This window comes from Streptomyces sp. H39-S7 (assembly GCF_027158205.1).
Lineage (GTDB): Bacteria > Actinomycetota > Actinomycetes > Streptomycetales > Streptomycetaceae > Actinacidiphila.
In genome coordinates this window covers 56,425-75,421 of record NZ_JAPVLU010000018.1, presented here as the reverse complement: position 1 = coordinate 75,421, position 18,997 = coordinate 56,425, and the positions used below count along the sequence as shown (strand labels likewise).

Here is an 18,997-nt window from a genome sequence, read left to right as displayed (position 1 = left end):
ACGCGCATGGCCGGATCCTGTCGAGCCGCGGGAGGCGAGCACGTGTCAGAGACACGCGAGCACGAGGCCATGGAGGCCGTTGAGGCGGTCCCCCGGCCGAACGGCCTGCGGACGGCACCTCCGCCGGCGGTGCCGGGGCCCGCCCAGGAACAGCCGGCGGAGTCGGTTCCCGACCCGGAGGCCGAGGGCGGCAGCGCGCCCCGAACGGTCTGGCCCGGCAGTTCGGAGCCGCTCGGCGCGCGCTTCCACACCGGCCCCGACGGCCGCCCGGGGACCAACTTCGCGCTGTGGGCGGGCGGCGCCGAATCCGTCGAGCTCTGCCTGTTCGAGGCGGACGGCACCGAGACCCGGGCACCGCTCACCGAGCTGACCCACGAGATCTGGCACGGTTTCGTGCCCGGCGTGCTGCCGGGGCAGCGCTACGGCTACCGGGTCAGCGGCCGCTGGGACCCGTGGACCGGAGCCCGCTGGAACCCCGCCAAGCTGCTGCTCGACCCGTACGCCCGAGCGGTGGACGGGGAGTTCACGCTGCCGCCCGAGGTCTACGCGCACGTCCGCGACTGGCCGGAGCGGCAGATCGCCGACACCGTCCGCGACAACCGGGACTCGGCCCCGTACGTGCCCAAGGGCGTCGTCGTCCACGATGACGACGACTGGTCCGACGACCACCGCCCCAAGACGCCGTGGTCGGACTCCGTCATCTACGAACTGCACGTCAAGGGCTTCACCAAGCGCCATCCCGGCATACCGGAGGAGCTGCGGGGCACCTACGCGGGCCTGGCGCACCCGGCCGCGATCGAGCACCTCACCCGACTGGGCGTCACCGCCGTCGAGCTGCTGCCCGTCCACCACTTCGCCCACGAGGAGCACCTGGAGCGGGCCGGGCTGAAGAACTACTGGGGCTACAACTCCGTCGGGTACTTCGCGCCGCACGCCGCCTACACGGCCGGCGGCACCCGCGGGGAGCAGGTCGGCGAGTTCAAACGGATGGTGCGCGCCCTGCACGCGGCCGGTATCGAGGTCATCCTGGACGTCGTCTACAACCACACCGCCGAAGGCGGGGAGCAGGGCCCCACCCTCTCGCTGCGCGGGATCGACAACCGCGGCTACTACCGGCTGCAGGACGACCCGCGCCGCTACGCCGACTACACCGGCTGCGGCAACACCCTGCACGTCGTGCAGCCGCACGTCCTGCGCCTGATCACCGACTCCCTGCGCTACTGGGTGACGGAAATGGGGGTGGACGGCTTCCGCTTCGACCTGGCCGCGGCGCTCGCCCGCTCCATGCACGACGTCGACATGCTCTCCCCCTTCCTCGCCGTCATCGCCCAGGACCCGGTCCTGCGGCGGGTGAAGCTGATCGCCGAACCGTGGGACGTCGGGATGGGCGGCTACCAGGTAGGCGCCTTCCCCCCGCTGTGGACGGAGTGGAACGACCGCTACCGGGACGCGGTGCGCGACTTCTGGCGCGGTGCCCAGCACGACGTCCGCGACCTCGGCTACCGGCTCTCGGGCTCCAGCGACCTGTACGCGTGGGGCGGCCGGCGCCCGTACGCCTCGGTCAACTTCATCACCGCGCACGACGGCTTCACCCTGCGCGACCTGGTCTCCTACGAGTCCAAGCACAACGAGGCCAACGGCGAGGACAACAACGACGGCACCCACGACAACCGCTCCTGGAACTGCGGCGCCGAGGGCCCGACCACCGACCCCGGGATCAACACCCTGCGCCGCCGCCAGCTGCGCAACCTGCTCTCGACGCTGCTGCTGTCGACCGGCGTCCCCATGCTGGTGGCCGGTGACGAGATGGGCCGCACCCAGGGCGGCAACAACAACGCGTACTGCCAGGACAACGAGATCAGCTGGATCGACTGGTCGCTCCTGGACGACCCCGACTGGCAGGGGCTGAGCACGCTGGCCGCCCGCCTCATCGCACTGCGCCGCGCCCACCCGGTGCTGCGCCGCCGCGCGTTCTTCTCCGGCCGCTCCCAGACCCCCGGCGGGCTGCCGGACCTCACGTGGTTCACGGCGGCGGGCGGCGAGATGACCGACGGCGACTGGTACGCCCCGTCGCACACCATCGGCATGTACCTCTCCGGCGACGACATCCCGCAGCGCGACGCCCAGGGCGTCCCCATCACCGACGACAGCTTCCTGATCATCGCCCACACCTCGCACCGCCCCGCCCGCTTCGTCCTCCCCGGCCGTCCCTGGGCCGACTCCTACGAACTGCTCCTCGACACCACCGCCGAGGACCAGTCGCGACCCCCCGGCACCGGCTACCCGGCGGGGGGCTCGTTGACGGTGCCCGGCCGCTCCCTCCTGCTGCTGCGCGCCCTCCCGGCCACGACCGCCCCGGCCCAGCGGACGTCCACCGACTGAAACCCCTGGACACGGAGAATTGGTCCAGTCCACACTCGATCTCCGTGACCTCATCCACACCACAGCCCTTCGAGAATCCCCTCCTCACCGACCTGTCGGCCGAACCGCCCACCGCACCCGGGAAAGTCCCCGGGCTGTGGACGGTGAACTTCCGGCTGTACTTCACCGCGCGGTCGATCGCCATGCTCGGGGACTCGATGCTGCCGGTGGCGATGGCGGCGGGGCTGCTGCAGTACGGGTACGGGGCCGGCGCCGTCGGGCTGGTGATGGCGTCGTACATGGGGTGCTTCGCCGGACTGGTGATATTCGGCGGCGTGATCGCGGACCGGTTCAACGCCCGGCTGCTCATGATCGGCGCGGACCTCGTGCGGCTCGTGATGATGGCGCTGCTGGCCGGCCTGTTCTTCGCCGACCACGTGGTGCTGTGGCAGGTGTGCGCGATCACCGCCGTCAACGGCGTCGCCGCCGCGATGTTCCAGCCCGGCGTGGCCAGTACGGTGCCCCGGGTCGCCACCGATGTGCAGGGTGCCAACGGGGTGGTGCGGACCGCCGAGTCGGTGATGGCGCTGGCCGGCCCCGCGGTGGCGGGGCTGCTGGTGGCGTTCGCGTCTGCGGGCGGCGTGATCGCGGTGGACGCGGTCACCTTCGGGGTGAGCGCGGTCTGCGTGTTCCTGCTCCGGCTGCCGCCCGTCGCCCACGAGAGCACCGGGCCGAAGACCAGCACCTTCCGGGCCGACCTCGTCGAAGGGTGGCGGGAGTTCCGGGGCCGCACGTGGATGTGGACGGTCATCGTGATCTGGATGGTCTTCATGGTCGTGGTGATGGGCCCGGCCACCCCGCTCACCGCCGGCGAGATCCTGCCGGAGCACGGCCCCAAGGCGTACGGCCTGGTCAACTCCTGCCTGGGCGCGGGCACCGCGCTCGGGGCGCTGCTCGCGATGCGGTTCCGGTCGCACTTCCCGCTGCGGGCGGGATCCATCGCGCTGTTCGGCAGCGCGCTGTACCCGGGCTCCGTCGGCCTGCACCTGCCGGTCCCGGCCATCTGCGGCTGCATCTTCGTCGCGGGCGCCTCGTGGGCGTACTGGGGCGTGAACTGGGCGACGAGCGTGCAGACGCAGGTGCCCGGCGAGATCCTGAACCGGATCCACGCCTACGAGGTCGCGGGGTCGGTCGCGATGCTGCCGGTGGGCCAGGCCCTGTCCGGGCCCGCGTCATCCGCGTTCGGCGCCCGGCACGTGCTGCTGGCGGGCAGCGTGGTGGCCGTGCTCGTCTGTGTGACGCTGCTGTCGGTGCCCGCCATCCGTGATCTGCGGCGGGTGGCACCATCCGGCGCGAAAACCGGGTGAGCGGTGTCGGTGCTCGCCCGTATCGTCGAATCGATGCCTGAAGCGACTTCTGACCCCGCGCCCCCCAGACCCCGATCAGCCGTCCGGTCCCTCGTGCGGCTGTGGCCCTACGTACGCCCCATCCGCGGCCGGTTGGCCGGTTCCGCGCTGGCTGCCGTCCTCGCGTCGAGCATGGCGCTGCTGATCCCGCTCGTCCTGAAGTGGATGGTGGACGGCCCGGTCGCGGACCACGACCCGTCCGGGGTGTGGCTGGGCGGCGGTGTACTGCTGCTCCTCGGCCTGCTGGAGGCCGGGCTGTTCGGGCTGCGGCGCTGGCTGGTGGCGCGGCCGCTGGCACGCGTCGAGGCGTCGATGCGCGCCGCCCTGTACGGGCACCTGCAGCGGCTGCCCGTGGCCTTCCACGACCGCTGGGCCTCCGGGCAGTTGCTGTCGCGGGCCACGATGGACCTGCAGATCGTGCGGATGTTCCTGGCGTTCCCGCTGGTGTTCCTGGTGGTGAACGGCGCCGCGATCGTGCTGGGCTTCGCGATCCTGTTCTCCCAGGCCTGGACGCTCGGGCTGGTGCTGCTGCTGCCCATCGTCCCGCTGGTGATCCTCTGCTCGGTGTTCGAGGCCCGGTACTCGCTGGCCGCCCGCTCCGCGCAGGACCAGGCCGGCGACCTGGCCACGGTGGTCGAGGAGTCGGTGCTCGGCGTGCGGATCATCAAGGCGTTCGGCCGGCACCGCAGCCAGACGGACGCGTTCCGCACGAAGGCGCACGGACTGCGCCGTACCGAACTGCACAAGGCCGGGCTGCTGGCGGACATCTGGGCGCTGATCATGACGCTGCCCGAGATTGCCATCGGCGCGGCCCTGATCCTGGGGATCGTGCAGGTGTCCGACGGCGACCTGTCGGCCGGCACCCTCGTCGCCTTCCTGACCACCGCGCTCGCGCTGCGCTGGCCGGTGGAGTCGATCGGCTTCCTGCTGGCGATCAGCAACGAGTCGGCGACGGCGACGGACCGCTACTTCGAGGCGATGGACGCCGTACAGGCCGACGCCTCCGGCCTCGGTGCCGAGCCGGCGAGGGCGGCGGAGCTCGCGGACGGGGTGCGGTTCGAGGGCGTCGGCTTCCGCTACCCGGACGCGCCGGAGGACACCCCGGACCTGCTGCACGGCATCGATCTGCACATCCGCCCCGGCGAGACGATGGCGCTGGTCGGCGCCACGGGCTGCGGCAAGACCACGCTCAGCGCGCTGATCCCCCGGCTGCACGACGCCACCAGTGGCCGGATCACGCTCGACGGCGCCGACATCGCGACGCTGTCCCGGGAGCGGCTGCGCGAACTGGTCGCGGTCGCCTTCGAGGAGCCGACGCTCTTCTCCGCGACCGTCCGCGAGAACGTGGCGATGGGCGCGGGGCCGGGCGGCGCCGAGGAGGCCGCCGTCCTGCGCGCGCTGGAGACGGCCCAGTGCGACTTCGTCGCCCGCCTGCCTCACGGCCTGGACACCCAGGTCGGCGAGCAGGGCCTGAGCCTGTCCGGCGGTCAGCGGCAGCGGCTCGCGCTGGCCCGCGCGGTCGTCGGCCGTCCGGCCTTCCTGGTGCTGGACGACCCGCTGTCCGCGCTGGACGTGCACACCGAGGCGCTCGTCGAGGCCGCGCTGCGCGAGGTCCTGGCGGAGACCACCGCGCTCGTCGTGGCCCACCGGCCGTCCACGGTCATGCTGGCCGACCGCGTCGCGCTGATGTCGGAGGGCCGCGTCACCGCCGTCGGCACCCATCACGAACTGCTGGCCGACAGCGCCGAGTACCGCCATCTGATGTCCGGCGACAGCGAGAGGAGCGTGGCCCGATGACCTCCGTGGCCGAACAGACCGGAACGGCCGGTTCCGAGGAGGAGCCGGGCAGCGCCGCGGGCGACCCGATCCGTCCGGAGGCCCCGGACGACCCGTTCACGAAGGACGTGCTGCCCTCCCCCGAGGGCGCTCAGCTCAGCCTGCTGAAGTCGCTGCTGGCCCCGCACACCCGCCGGGTCCGGCTGGCGGCGGTGCTGCTGCTGGTGCAGCAGGCCGCGGTGCAGGCCGGGCCGCTGCTGGTGGCGTACGGCATCGACCGGGCGATCCCGGCGCTGCGCGACGGCCGGCACGGGCCGCTGATCCTGCTCGGCTGCGTCTACCTGGGCTGCGCGCTGGCCTCCGGGCTGCTGCAGCGGTGGTTCATCCGGGTCGCGGCCCGGGTGAGCCAGGACGTGCTGATCGATCTGCGGGGCCGGATCTTCCGGCACGCGCAGGCGCTGAGCCTGGACTTCCACGAGCGCTACACCTCGGGCCGGCTGATCGCGCGCGCCACCTCGGACGTCGAGTCGCTGCGCGAGCTGCTGAGCGAGGGACTGGAGGAGCTGATCGGCGTCATCCTGTCGTCGGTCTACATCTCGGTGATCCTGCTCTGGCTGGACTGGAGGCTGGGGCTGGCGGCGCTGTTCTCCTGCGGCCCGCTGTACTTGATGATCCGGTCCTTCCAGAAGCGCTCGATGGTCGTCTACCGCAAGCGGTCCACGGCCATCGCCGCGGTGATCGTGAAGTTCACCGAGACGATGAACGGCATCCGGCCGGTCCAGGCGTTCCGCCGTGAGAAACCGAACGAGGCGGACTTCGCCGAGCTCAACGGCGTCCATGAGCGGATCAACGGCGACGCGATCCTGGAGATGGCGCGCTATGTCGTCAGCTCGCGGCTGATGGCGAACGCCGCGATCTCCGGCATCGTGCTGTGGGGCGCGTACCGGGTGGCCGGCGGCGGTCTGGCCCTGGGGGTGCTCGCGGCGTTCGTGCTGTACATGCGGCGGCTGTACGACCCCATCGACCGGCTCGGGATGTTCCTCAACTCCTACCAGTCGGCCGCCGCGTCGCTGGAGAAGATCGCCGGCCTGCTGGCGCAGCGCCCCTCGGTGCCCGAGCCGGAGGACCCGCGGGGGCTGCCGGGCCGTGAGGGCGGGCTGCCGGGTCGCGAGGTGCGCTTCGACGGCGTCCGCTTCGCGTACCGCACCGGCGGCGAGATCCTCCCCGTCTTCGACCTGCGGATTCCCGCCGGGCAGACGGTCGCGGTGGTCGGGGCGACCGGCGCGGGCAAGTCCACCCTCGCCAAGCTGCTGGCCCGCTTCTACGACCCGACGGACGGACGGATCACGCTGGACGACGTCCCCCTGCGGGATCTCGCGCTGCCGGAACTGCGGCGCGGGGTCGTGATGGTGACCCAGGAGGCCTTCTTGTTCTCCGGAACGGTCGCTGAGAACATCGCGATCGGCAGACCGGATGCCGGACGCGAGGAGGTCGAGGGGGCCGCGAAGGCGATCGGAGCACATGACTTCATCTGCGCGCTGCCGGACGGCTATGACACGGACGTCCGCAAACGCGGCGGCCGGATCTCCGCCGGCCAGCGGCAGTTGGTGGCGTTCGCGCGGGCGCTGCTCGCCGATCCCGCCGTCCTCATCCTGGACGAGGCGACGTCCTCGCTGGACGTCCCGGGCGAGCGTGCGGTGCAGCACGCGATGGACACGGTGCTGCGCGGCCGGACCGCGGTGATCATCGCGCACCGGCTCTCGACGGTGGAGATCGCCGACCGGGTGCTGGTCATGGAGGGCGGCCGGATCGTCGAGGACGGAGCCCCCGCCGAACTGATCGCGGAGCGTGGCCGGTTCGCGGATCTGCACACGGCCTGGCGGGACAGTCTGGTCTGAGCGGGACGGCCCCGCCGACCTGGCCGTGCCCGCTGCCGCCCGTCATCCGAAACGGCGGCGTCCGTATAACGGGCGCCGCTCATCGGTCAACGGACGGAAACCGGCCAAGTTTGCGCCATCCCAATGACATGTACCGGTAAACAGTGGCACTCTTCCCGCAGCCGCCGCAGAGCACTACCCCACCAGTACCGCGGGGCCGCGCAGAAGCGGCGGTTACGCACGTCCCACCAGCACGTCGCTCTACCCGGGCAGCACACAACCCCACCTGCCCGTCTGTTCACGGCCCGACCCAGTGGCCGCCGCAGAAGGAGTTCCGTAGTGAGACGATCCCCCCGCAAGGCAGTCGCGGCAGGCGCACTCGCCGCCACCGCCGCACTGTTGGCCGTGGCGCTGCCCTCCGGCACCGCCGTGGCCGGCACCGACGCACAGAGCGCTTCCCACGTCCAGCCCCGTTCCGGCGGCCTGCCCGCCGCGCTGTCGCCCTCGCAGCGCGCGACACTCCTGGCCGACGCCAACGCCAACGTCTCCCGCACCGCGGGCGAACTGCGGCTCGGCGCCAAGGAACGACTCATCCCGAGCAGCGTTCTGCGGGACGCCGACGGCACCGTGCACACCCGGTACCAGCGCACCTACGACGGCCTGCCCGTCCTGGGCGGCGACCTGGTCATCGCGAGCACGCCGGCCGGCGCCACCACCAGCGTCAACCGGGCGACCAACGCCGAGATCTCGGTGCCGAGCACCACCGCCACCGCGAGCGCCGAATCCGCGAAGTCCTTCGCGATCAGCCGGGCCAAGGAAGCGGGCGCGAAGAGCCCGGCCCTGGCCGGCTCCCCGCGCAAGGTCGTCTGGGCGGCCTCCGGTGTGCCGGCCCTGGCCTGGGAGTCCGTCGTCGGCGGGCTGCAGGACGACGGCACCCCGAACCAGCTGCACGTCATCACCGACGCCAAGACCGGCTCCCGGCTCTTCCAGTACCAGGGCATCGAGACCGGCGTCGGCAACAGCGAGTACAGCGGCCAGGTCACCATCGGCACCACGCTGTCCGGCTCGACGTACACGATGACCGACAGCGGCCGTGGCAACCACAAGACCTACAACCTCAACCACGGCTCCTCGGGCACCGGCACGCTCTTCTCGAAGTCCACGGACACGTGGGGCAACGGCCTTCCGTCCAACGCCGAGACAGCGGGCGTCGACGCGGCCTACGGCGCCCAGGAGACCTGGGACTTCTACAAGAACGTGATGGGCCGCTCCGGCATACGCAACGACGGCGTCGGCGCGTACTCCCGCACCCACTACGGCAACGCCTACGTCAACGCCTTCTGGGACGACGGCTGCTTCTGCATGACGTACGGGGACGGCAGCGGCAACAACAAGCCGCTGACGGCGATCGACGTCGCGGGCCACGAGATGAGCCACGGCGTCACCTCCAACACCGCCGGCCTGAACTACAGCGGTGAGTCCGGCGGCCTCAACGAGGCGACGTCCGACATCTTCGGCTCCTCGGTCGAGTTCTACGCCAACAACGCCAGCGACGTCGGCGACTACCTCATCGGCGAGAAGATCGACATCAACGGCGACGGCACTCCGCTGCGCTACCAGGACAAGCCCTCGCGCGACGGCACGTCGCCCGACAACTGGTACTCCGGCATCGGCAACCTGGACGTGCACTACTCGTCCGGCCCGGCGAACCACTTCTTCTACCTGCTGTCCGAGGGCAGCGGCACGAAGGTGATCAACGGGGTCTCGTACAACAGCCCGACCGCCGACAACCTGCCGGTCCCCGGCATCGGCCGGGACGCCGCCTCGAAGATCTGGTACAAGGCGCTGAGCGAGCGCTTCACCTCGACGACCAACTACGCGGCCGCCCGCACCCAGAGCCTGCAGGCCACCGCTGACCTGTACGGATCCGGCAGCGCGACGTGGAACACGGTCGCCAACACCTGGGCCGCCATCGGCGTCGGCGCCCGCGTGCCGACCAGTGGCGTCACCGTCACCAAGCCGGCCAACCAGAGCACCGTCGTGAACACCGCGGCGAGCCTGCAGATCCAGGCCAGCAGCACCAACGGCGGAGCGCTCACCTACTCCGCTACCGGCCTGCCGACCGGCCTGACGATCAACGCCTCCACCGGCCTGATCTCCGGCACGCCGACCACCATCGGCACCTACAACCCGACGGTCACGGCGAAGGACTCCACCAACGCCACCGGCTCGGCCACGTTCACCTGGACGATCACCTCCACCGGCGGTGGCAACGTCTTCGAGAACACCACCGACGTCTCGATCCCGGACGCCGGCGCGGCGGTGTACTCCAACATCAGCGTGACCGGACGTACCGGCAACGCCCCGAGCACCCTGCAGGTAGCCGTCAACATCGTCCACACCTACCGCGGTGACCTGGTCATCGACCTGGTCGCCCCCGACGGCAGCACCTACCGGCTGAAGAACTCCAGCGGGTCGGACTCCGCGGACAACGTGGTCGCCACCTACACCGTCAACGCCTCCAGTGAGGTCGCGAACGGCACGTGGCGGCTCAAGGTGCAGGACGTCTACAGCGCCGACACCGGCTACATCAACAGCTGGAAGCTCACCTTCTGACCCGGAACGGACGCCCTGAGGATCCTCTGAGGGCACCCCGGACGGACTGATCGGCTCGATGCGGCGGTCGCGCGGTGTGACGTGAGTCATGCGGCGCGACCGCTTTCGAGATGATCGTCCGCGACGTTTCTGATACAGTGGGCTGCGTTGCAGTTGTGGTACCCATGAACTCCATGTGCGCCCGGTCCTTGCGGCCAGGCGCACATTTGTTTTACCGGCGTCATGTCCGGTGTGGGGAGATCATCGCGGCGACGCGGCATCCGTAAAGTGCGGGTGCTGTATTAACTGCACCCATTAGGGAGACAGACATGGCTACCGGAACCGTCAAGTGGTTCAACTCGGAAAAGGGCTTCGGCTTCATCGAGCAGGACGGCGGCGGCGCTGACGTCTTCGCCCACTACTCGAACATCGCCACCCAGGGCTTCCGTGAGCTCGTTGAGGGCCAGAAGGTCCAGTTCGACGTCACGCAGGGCCAGAAGGGCCCGCAGGCCGAGAACATCACGCCTCTTTAAGGCACCCCTGAGCGCTCACCGCGCCCAGTAGTGAGAGGCCCGCACCGTTTGGCGGTGCGGGCCTCTCGCGCGCAGCGGAAACAAAACAAGTGCGGCGCTCTTCGGAGCACCGCAGGACGCCGGTCCGCAGGCGTCGAAGAGGCAGTCCGCGATCCGCCGGACGGCCCCTGGCGCCGAGGGACCTCCCTCGTCTCCGTCACGAGGAAGGTTCACTCTTGAAGTTGTTCTCAGAACTCTCGATCTCTCCCGCGCTGGTCACCGCGCTGAACACCAACGGCGTCACCGAGCCGTTCCCGATCCAGGCCGCGACGATGCCCGACGCGCTCGCCGGCCGGGACGTGCTGGGCCGTGGCCGTACCGGCTCCGGCAAGACCCTCGCCTTCGGGCTCCCGATGCTGACCCGCACCGCCGGACAGCGCGCCGAGCCCAAGCGTCCGCTGGCGCTCGTGCTGGTACCGACGCGTGAGCTCGCGACCCAGGTCACCGAGGCGCTCGCGCCCTACGCCCAGGTGCTCGGGCTGCGCCAGACGACCGTGGTCGGCGGCGCGTCCATCACCCGCCAGATCGCCGCGCTGCGCAACGGCGCCGAGATCCTCGTCGCCACCCCCGGCCGGCTCGCCGACCTCATCGACCGCCGGGCCTGCGCGCTCGACCGGGTCGAGATCACGGTCTTGGACGAGGCCGACCAGATGGCCGACATGGGCTTCCTGCCGCAGGTCACCAAGTTGCTCGACCAGGTGAAGCCGAACGGCCAGCGGATGCTCTTCTCCGCCACGCTGGACAAGAACGTCGACCGGCTGGTCAAGCGCTTCCTGCACAGCCCGGTCACGCACTCGGTCGACCCGTCGGCCGCGACCGTGACGACCATGGAGCACCACGTGCTGCACGTGGACGACGACACCAAGCGCGCCGTGACCGCCGAGATCGCCGCCCGCGAGGGTGGCGTGATCATGTTCGTCGACACCAAGCGCGGCGCCGACCGCCTCACCAAGCACCTGCTGGCCGCCGGCGTCACCGCCGTCGCCCTGCACGGCGGGAAGTCCCAGCCGCAGCGGAACCGCGCCCTGGACCAGTTCCGCACCGGCAAGGCCACCGCGCTGGTCGCCACCAACGTCGCCGCCCGCGGTATCCACATCGACGGGCTCGACATGGTCGTGAACGTCGACCCGCCCGGCGACCACAAGGACTACCTGCACCGCGGCGGCCGTACCGCGCGGGCCGGCGAGTCCGGCACCGTCATCACCCTGGTGCTGCCCGCGCAGCGCCGCGAGAACGCCCGGCTGATGGCGCTGGCCGGCATCAAGCCGCACACCGCACGGGTCCGCCCCGGCGACCCGGAGCTGGTGCGCGTCACCGGTGCCCGCAAGCCGTCCGGCGCGGCCGTCACCATCCACGACCCGGTGCACGCCGCGGCCCAGGAAGCCGCCAAGCCGAAGACGAACAAGGTCGCCGGCACCCGTGGCCGCGGCCGCCGCCCCGGTGGCGCGACCGCCGTCGGTGCGGGCGCCACCGCCGCTCCGACGGGCCCGCCGCGCAGCGGGGGCAACACCCGCGGCGGACGCGGCGGACGCCCCCGCACCGACGCCGAGGGCGCGGCGGCCGGCTCCGGCCGGGCCGGCGTCAACGGCCGCGGCGGCACCCCCGGCCGTCCCGCCGCCGGCAGCCGCACGGCAGCGGGCCGCGGCGGCGCCGTGGGCCGTCGTGCCCGCCGCGAGGACGGCACGGGCGGCGGCCGCCGCGCGGCCTGACCGCACGGCTCGACCGCACGACAGCACGAGCGAACAGCGCGACGGCCGGTACCAGGAGTTCCTGGTACCGGCCGTCGCGTTCGTGCGTCAGCGGAGTATGCCCGCCGTCATGCCCTCGGACTCGGCGGGAGTGGCGATCAGGCCGAGCTCCGCCGGAGCGGCGAGCAGCGGATGGGTGGGCAGGACCCGGACGGTGTAGCCGAAGGGGCCCGTCCGGTCGAGGGTGAGCGGGCCCTCGTACACTCTGCGGCCCTCGATGTCGGGATGCGACGACGGCTTGAGCGACAGGACGGCCGGGTCGGAGATCCGATCCGCTTCGTCCACCCGCCCGGACAGCACCTGGACGTCGACGTCGCCGGTGTCGAGGTCGCCCAGGGTCACCTGGACGCGCAGGGTCAGGGTGGAACCCAGCTCGGGGAAGCCGCCCACCGAGCCGGTCTCCACGTGCTCGACGGCGACCTGGTTCCAGCCCCGGCGGATCCGGGCCTTCCAGGAGGCGAGTTCCCGGGCGGCGTCGCCGGCGATGGTCCGGTGCGCGCGGGCGGCCGGGGCGTAGAGCTGCCCGACGTAGTCGCGCACCATGCGTCCCGCGAGCACCTTGGGACCCAGGGTCACCAGGGTGTGCCGGACCATCTCGATCCAGCGGGCGGGCAGGCCGTTCGCGTCATGGTCGTAGAAGCGCGGGGCGACCTGGTTCTCGATGAGCTCGTAGAGCGCCGTCGCCTCGATGTCGTCCCGGCGGTCGGGATCATGGCCCGTGCTCTGCCCGTTCTCCCCGGCATCGGCCGTGGGAATGGCCCACCCGTTGTTGCCGTCGAACCACTCGTCCCACCACCCGTCGAGCACGGACAGGTTGAGGCAGCCGTTGAGAGCTGCCTTCATGCCCGACGTGCCGCACGCCTCCAGGGGGCGCAGCGGGTTGTTGAGCCAGACGTCGCACCCGGGGTAGAGGTGCTGGGCCATGCCCATGTCGTAGTCCGGCAGGAAGACGATGCGGTGCCGCACGCGGGGATCGTCGGCGAAGCGCACCAGCTCCTGGACGAGCCGCTTGCCGCCGTCGTCCGCCGGGTGGGCCTTTCCGGCGACGACGATCTGGATCGGCCGCTCGGGGTGCAGCAGCAGGTCCATCAGCCGGTCCTGGTCGCGGAGCATCAGGGTGAGCCGCTTGTAGGACGGGACGCGGCGGGCGAAGCCGATGGTCAGGATGTCCGGGTCCAGGACGTCGTCCACCCAGCCCAGCTCCGCGTGGCCGGCGCCGCGCTGCCGCCACGAGGCGCGCACCCGGCGCCGTACGTCCTCCACCAGCTGCTCGCGCAGCACCCGGCGGAGTTCCCACACCGCGGGGTCGGGGATCTCGGCGACGGGCTCCCAGCGCTGGGTCTCGCCGATCATCAGGGCGTCCTCGGCACGCTGCGCGCCGATCTGGCGGGCGCCGAGCCGGAAGACCTCGGGGGCCACCCAGGTGGGGGCGTGCACCCCGTTGGTGATCGAGGCGATCGGCACCTCGTCGGCGTCGAACCCGGGCCACAGCCCGGCGAACATCTGCCGGCTGACGGCGCCGTGCAGGGTGGAGACGCCGTTGGCGCGCTGGGCCAGCCGCAGCCCCATCACCGCCATGTTGAAGACGTTCGGGTCGCCGCCGGAGTAGGTCTCCATGCCCAGTTCCAGCACCCGCTGGATGTCGACGCCTGGCAGTTCGCCGCCGTCGCCGAGGTGCTGCCCGACCAGCTCGCGGTCGAAGCGGTCGATCCCGGCGGGGACGGGTGTGTGGGTGGTGAAGACGGTGCCGGCGCGGACCGCCTCGACGGCCGCGTCGAAGTCGAGCCCTTCCCCGCCGAGTTCGCGGATGCGCTCCAGCCCGAGGAATCCGGCGTGGCCCTCGTTGGTGTGGAAGACCTCGGGGCCCGGGTGCCCGGTGAGCCGGCAGTACGCGCGGACGGCGCGCACCCCGCCGATGCCGAGCAGCATCTCCTGAAGCAGCCGGTGCTCGCTGCCGCCGCCGTAGAGGCGGTCGGTGACATCGCGTTCCGTGCGGTGGTTCTCCTCGACGTCGGAGTCGAGGAGCAGCAGCGGGACGCGGCCCACCTGGGCCTTCCAGATGTGGGCGGTGAGCGACCGGCCGCCGGGCAGGGCGAGGACGACGTGGGCGGGGGTGCCGTCCCGCTCGCGCAGCAGGGTCAGCGGCAGTTCGTTGGGGTCGAGGACCGGGTAGTGCTCCTGTTGCCAGCCCTCCCGGGAGAGGCTCTGGCGGAAGTAGCCGTGCCGGTAGAGCAGGCCGACGCCGATCAGCGGGACGCCGAGGTCGCTGGCGGCCTTGAGGTGGTCCCCGGCCAGGATGCCGAGGCCGCCCGAGTACTGGGGCAGGGCCGCGGTGATCCCGAACTCGGGCGAGAAGTAGGCGATGGCGGCGGGGAGTTCGGAGGACTGCCCCTGGTACCAGCGCGGATTGGTGAGGTAGTCGGTCAGGTCCTCGGCGGCTGAGGAGAGACGGCGGAGAAATCTGCGGTCCTGGGCGAGGGCCCCGAGCCGTTCCTTGGAGACGGCGCCGAGCAGCCGCACCGGGTCTCCTGCAGCGGCCCGCCAGCCCTCCTCGTCGACGCTCTGGAACAGCTCTCTGGACTCCGGGTGCCAGGACCAGCGCAGATTCTGTGCCAGTTCGCCGAGCGGACGCAGCGGTTCCGGCAGGACAGTTCGCACGGTGAAACGACGGATTGCCTTCACGCTACGACGGTAGCGGGGTCCCGCCCCCCGGTCCGTCCGCTCTCCACGATCCGGTCGTTCAAACGCCCGAACGGACGTGCGCCGAGGCATCCGCCCCGGCGCGTTCACCGCGCGCGGCGGCGCGGGTCCGCTCAGCGCGCCGGCCGGACGGCGGGGACGTCGTACGGCGATCCCTGGTTCACCGAGGCCGGGTCGAACGCGCCCGCCACGGCGTACCGCCTGGCGATCGTCTCCAGCTCGGTGCGCGGGATCACGTCGTGGATGTCCGTGAAGCCGTCGGGGGCGCGCTCGTGGGCCATGTTGATGACCACCTCCGGGCCCAGCCGCCGGTTGGAGCGCTGCAGCTCGGTCATGGGCGGCCGGCGCTCGGCCTCGTACGCCAGCAGGGCCCGTGCGGGGTCCTCGTGGGCAGCCATCGCGTGCGCCAGCGCCCGGCCGTCGATGATCGACTGGGTGGCGCCGTTCGAGCCGATCGGATACATCGCGTGGGCGGCGTCGCCGATCAGCGTCGCCCCGCCGAAGGTCCAGCGCACCAGCGGTTCGCGGTCCACCATCGGGTACTCGAAGGCGGCCTCGGCGGCGTCGATGACCTCGCCCACGTCGACCCCTTCGAAGGTCCAGCCCTCGTAGTGGTGGCGGAACGTGCCGGTGGGCACCCGGCGGTTCCATGCACTGCGGTCCGGGGTGGCGCCGCCCCGCTCGGCCGGCATCGCCAGCGCCCAGTTGACGAGCACCCGCTCGCCGGGCGCGGCGGGGACCGTCAGCGGGTAGACGACGGCCTTCTGCCGGTCGTTCCCCGCGATGAACATGAAGGTGGCGACCCGGTCGGCCGGCATCCAGGACACCCCGCGCCAGACCAGCATGCCGTTCCACGGCGGTTCGCCCTCGCCCGGGTACATGGCGGAGCGGACCGCCGAGCGGATGCCGTCCGCGCCGATCAGGATCTCCGCGCCGATGTCCGTGGTGGTCCCGCCGGCCCGCTCCCTGACGGCCACCCGCAGCCGCGAGCCGGGCAGCTCGGCGAAGTCGTCCACGCGGGCGCCGGAGAGGATCGCCCCGCGGCCGAGCCGCTCCCGGACCGCGCGGGCCAGCACGTCCTGCAGCCGGCCCCGGTGGATCGACAGCTGCGGCCAGCGGTATCCGGCGCCGATACCGCGCGGCTCCCGCCAGACGAGGCTCCCGCTGCTGTGGTAATAGCGCAGCTCACTGGTGGGCACCGACACGGCGGCCAGTTCCTCGTACAGCCCCAGCGCCGCCAGCTCCCGGACCGCGTTGGGCATGATGTTGAGTCCGGCGCCGACCGGCTGGATCTCCGGGGCGGCCTCGACGACCAGCACGTCGGTGCGGCCGACGGCGTGCAGGCTGAGCGCCGCGGTGAGGCCGGCGATGCCGCCTCCCGCGATGACGACGCGGTTCATCGTTCCCCTTCGGTGGAGCGCCGGACGAGCGTTTCGTTCTCACGGGTCAGGTCGAGTACGGAGCGCAGCAGTTCGACCGGTGCGCCGCCGCTCCCGTAGTCGTACAGCCGCAGTTCGTCGCTGTACGCCTCGCGGGCGATACGGATGTGCCGGGCGCGGAAGGTCTTCAGGATGCGCAGCACCCGTGCCAGCGCGACGGCGCCGGCCCGCAGGGTGGGGGGCAGCCGGTCCCCCTCCTCCCAGCTGAACGCGAAGGAGAGCTTGCCGACCGCCGAGGGGGATCCCTTGTACCGCGCGTGGAAGGTGCGCCAGGCGGGGAGGCTGTAGGGCACCGACTCGGCGAGGAACGTCTCGTACCGCCCGGCGCTGCGGTCGGACTGCCAGAGCGTCAGGTCGACGAGCCAGAGCGGGACCTGGGCCGCCGCCGGGCCGAGGTACTCGCGGCCGTCGAGGGTGATCTCCTCGAAGTAGGGGCGCAGCACCCGGGCGAAGAAGACCGGTGAGACGTTGGCGATGGTGAAGTCGATCGAATCGACCATGGCCTGGACGAGTCCGGCGAGCCGGTCGAGGCAGGCCGCGAACCGGGTGTCGTGGGGTTCGAGCGCGGCCAGTTCCGAGCAGGCGTCCAGCGACGCGCAGAGGCTGGGGAAGACCATGCGCACGGCGTCCTGGAGGCAGGCCTCCATGGGGTCCCCGGTGTACATGCGCTGGCGTGCGCCCACCGGGTTCCAGGCCGTGTAGTGGTGGACGGTGTCCCGCGGGACCATGCCGGTGCGGCGGCCCAGCGCGCGCAGCACCGGCAGCGCTTCCGGTACGGCGTCCAGGGGCTCGGTGCCGTGCCGCTTGATCGAGCCGAGGAAGATGCCCAGGTCCCGCATGGCGGCGAGGTTCTCGACGGTGGAGAGGTCGTCGAGGACGTCGGCGGCCGGGAGGAGTTCGCGCAGCGCGGTGACCATGCCGGACACGTCGCCGTCCGCGTTCATGACGCGGAGCTTCTCGCAGGCCTCGTCCGCTCCCAGCGGGTCGGCACCCCGTATCTCCTCGATCCGGTAGTAGGGCTCTTGGCCCTGGAGCACGTGGAGCACAGACATGTGGGGCACCGTCATTCCGAGGGTCACAAGGATGTGTGTGTGCTGGGGGTGGGGTCGGCCTTCTCGCGCGACACGGCGCGCGGCAGCAGCGTCAGGAGGGTGGCGGCCGCGGCGAACGCGGCGCCGACGAGCAGCGCGGTGCGGAAGCCCGCGGTCTCGGCGGCGGCGCCGTGTCCCGCCGTGCGGGTGTGGGCGGCGGCCACCGCGACGAGTACCGCGAGTCCGAGGACGGAGCCGAACTGCTGGCTGGTGTTGACCAGCCCCGACACCAGTCCGGTCTCACCGGCTCCGGCCTGCGCGGTCGCGGCGATGTTGGTGGTGACCATGACCAGCGGCAGCCCGATCCCGATCAGCAGGCTGGGGGCGAGGACCGTGGTGGCGAAGGAACCGTCCGGTGACAGCGACAGGGCGAGCCACACCGTGGCGGCGGCCACCGTCGCGAATCCGGCGGTCATCACCGGACGCAGCCCGAAGCGGGCGACCAGCCACCCGGTCCTGGGCGCGGTCAGCACGACGACGGCGGACAGCGGCAGCAGCCCGAGTCCGCCGGTGACCGGTGCGTAGCCCAGCACGTTCTGCAGGTAGAGGCTGACCAGGAAGAACATCGGGAACAGCGCCATCTGCGCCAGCGCGCTGAGGATGTTGGCCAGCCGGAGCGTCGGCCGGCCGAGGACGCCGGGAGGGACCAGCGGACGGGCGGCCCGGGTCTCGATGACCGCGAACGCCGCCAGCAGGAGCAGTCCGGCGGTTCCGGCGAGGAGGGTGCCGCCGCCGGTCCAGCCCGCGCTACCCGCGTCGACCAGCGCGTACGCGATCAGGCTGAGGCCGCCGGTGGCGGTGAGGGCGCCCCCGAGGTCGAACTCCCGCAGGCCACCGCCGCGGCCTGCGGCGGTCCGATCGCGGTGGGCGGGGAATGGCCCCAGCGCGGCCGGGGTCAGGGCGATGAGCGCCACGCCCACCAGCACGTTCAGCACGAACGTGGAGCGCCAGCCCAGGCCGGAGGTGAGCACGCCGCCCAGCACCGTGCCCAGCGCGCCGCCCAGCCCCCCGAGTGCCGCGAACACCCCCAGGGCGCGGTGCCGTTCCGGGCCCTCGGCGAAGAGCAGCAGCACCAGCGCGAACGCGGCGGCGGCCGCGCAGGCCGCACCGACCCCTTGGAGGGCGCGGGCCGCCACGAGCAGCCGGGCGTCGCCAGCGAAGGCGCCGCCGAGGGAGGACGCGGACAGCAGCGCCAGCCCCGCCGTGAAGAGCCGGCGGTGGCCGACGAGGTCGGCGATCCGTCCGGCCAGCAGCAGGAAGCCGCCGAAGGTGATCAGGTACGCGTTGGCCACTAACGAGAGGCCGGCGGCGTCGGTGCCGAGGTCGTCGCCGATGGACGGCAGCGCCACGTTGATGATCGCCGTGTCGAGGATCAGCAGGAGCTGGGTCGAGGCCAGCAGGGCGAGGGCGAGGCCGCGTCCGTGCGCCATCG

At 71.9% G+C, this 18,997-nt stretch carries 11 protein-coding genes; 7 read left to right on the top strand and 4 right to left on the bottom strand.

The features are described from left to right. Positions 1-42: 42 nt before the first annotated feature. From glgX to O3X23_RS19060, 7 genes are all read left to right on the top strand, one after another. Entirely contained in the window at positions 43-2,382 is a 2,340-nt protein-coding gene (glgX, locus tag O3X23_RS19090) for a glycogen debranching protein GlgX (RefSeq protein ID WP_269272633.1), read from the top strand. Between the two features lie 44 nt (positions 2,383-2,426). Beyond that, positions 2,427-3,728, top strand: coding sequence for an MFS transporter (locus tag O3X23_RS19085; RefSeq protein WP_443047892.1), 1,302 nt, complete (start codon positions 2,427-2,429; stop codon positions 3,726-3,728). 33 nt (positions 3,729-3,761) lie between these two features. Then, positions 3,762-5,564: an ABC transporter ATP-binding protein gene (locus O3X23_RS19080; RefSeq protein WP_269272632.1), complete on the top strand. Its 1,803-nt coding sequence runs from the start codon at positions 3,762-3,764 to the stop codon at positions 5,562-5,564. Further along, positions 5,561-7,441 carry an ABC transporter ATP-binding protein gene (locus tag O3X23_RS19075; RefSeq protein WP_269272631.1) on the top strand — a complete coding sequence of 627 codons (1,881 nt, stop codon included), beginning with the start codon at positions 5,561-5,563 and terminating at the stop codon, positions 7,439-7,441. The genes O3X23_RS19080 and O3X23_RS19075 overlap by 4 nt, the downstream gene beginning before the upstream one ends. A 318-nt stretch (positions 7,442-7,759) precedes the next feature. Next, positions 7,760-10,036, top strand: coding sequence for a M4 family metallopeptidase (locus O3X23_RS19070; RefSeq protein WP_269272630.1), 2,277 nt, complete (start codon positions 7,760-7,762; stop codon positions 10,034-10,036). 308 nt (positions 10,037-10,344) lie between these two features. Next, positions 10,345-10,548, top strand: a complete 204-nt coding sequence (locus tag O3X23_RS19065) for a cold-shock protein (RefSeq protein WP_250977822.1) — start codon at positions 10,345-10,347, stop codon at positions 10,546-10,548. Positions 10,549-10,637: 89 nt separating this feature from the next. Beyond that, positions 10,638-12,296, top strand: coding sequence for a DEAD/DEAH box helicase (locus O3X23_RS19060; RefSeq protein WP_443047890.1), 1,659 nt, complete (start codon positions 10,638-10,640; stop codon positions 12,294-12,296). Positions 12,297-12,383: 87 nt separating this feature from the next. Here the strand turns inward: O3X23_RS19060 and glgP are convergent, their stop codons facing one another. From glgP to O3X23_RS19040, 4 genes are all read right to left on the bottom strand, one after another. Then, a complete protein-coding gene (glgP, locus tag O3X23_RS19055; RefSeq protein WP_269272628.1) occupies positions 12,384-15,017 on the bottom strand; it encodes an alpha-glucan family phosphorylase in 2,634 nt (877 codons plus the stop codon). 131 nt (positions 15,018-15,148) lie between these two features. Next, a complete protein-coding gene (locus tag O3X23_RS19050; protein WP_269272627.1) occupies positions 15,149-16,435 on the bottom strand; it encodes a flavin-dependent oxidoreductase in 1,287 nt (428 codons plus the stop codon). Then, positions 16,432-17,526 (bottom strand): monodechloroaminopyrrolnitrin synthase PrnB family protein, encoded by a 1,095-nt coding sequence (locus tag O3X23_RS19045; protein WP_269272626.1) that lies wholly within the window; start codon positions 17,524-17,526, stop codon positions 16,432-16,434. Before O3X23_RS19045 ends, O3X23_RS19050 begins: the two co-directional genes overlap by 4 nt. Positions 17,527-17,549: 23 nt before the next feature. Beyond that, on the bottom strand, positions 17,550-18,995 hold the full coding sequence (locus O3X23_RS19040) for an MFS transporter (protein WP_269272625.1): 1,446 nt from the start codon (positions 18,993-18,995) through the stop codon (positions 17,550-17,552). Positions 18,996-18,997 lie beyond the last annotated feature (2 nt).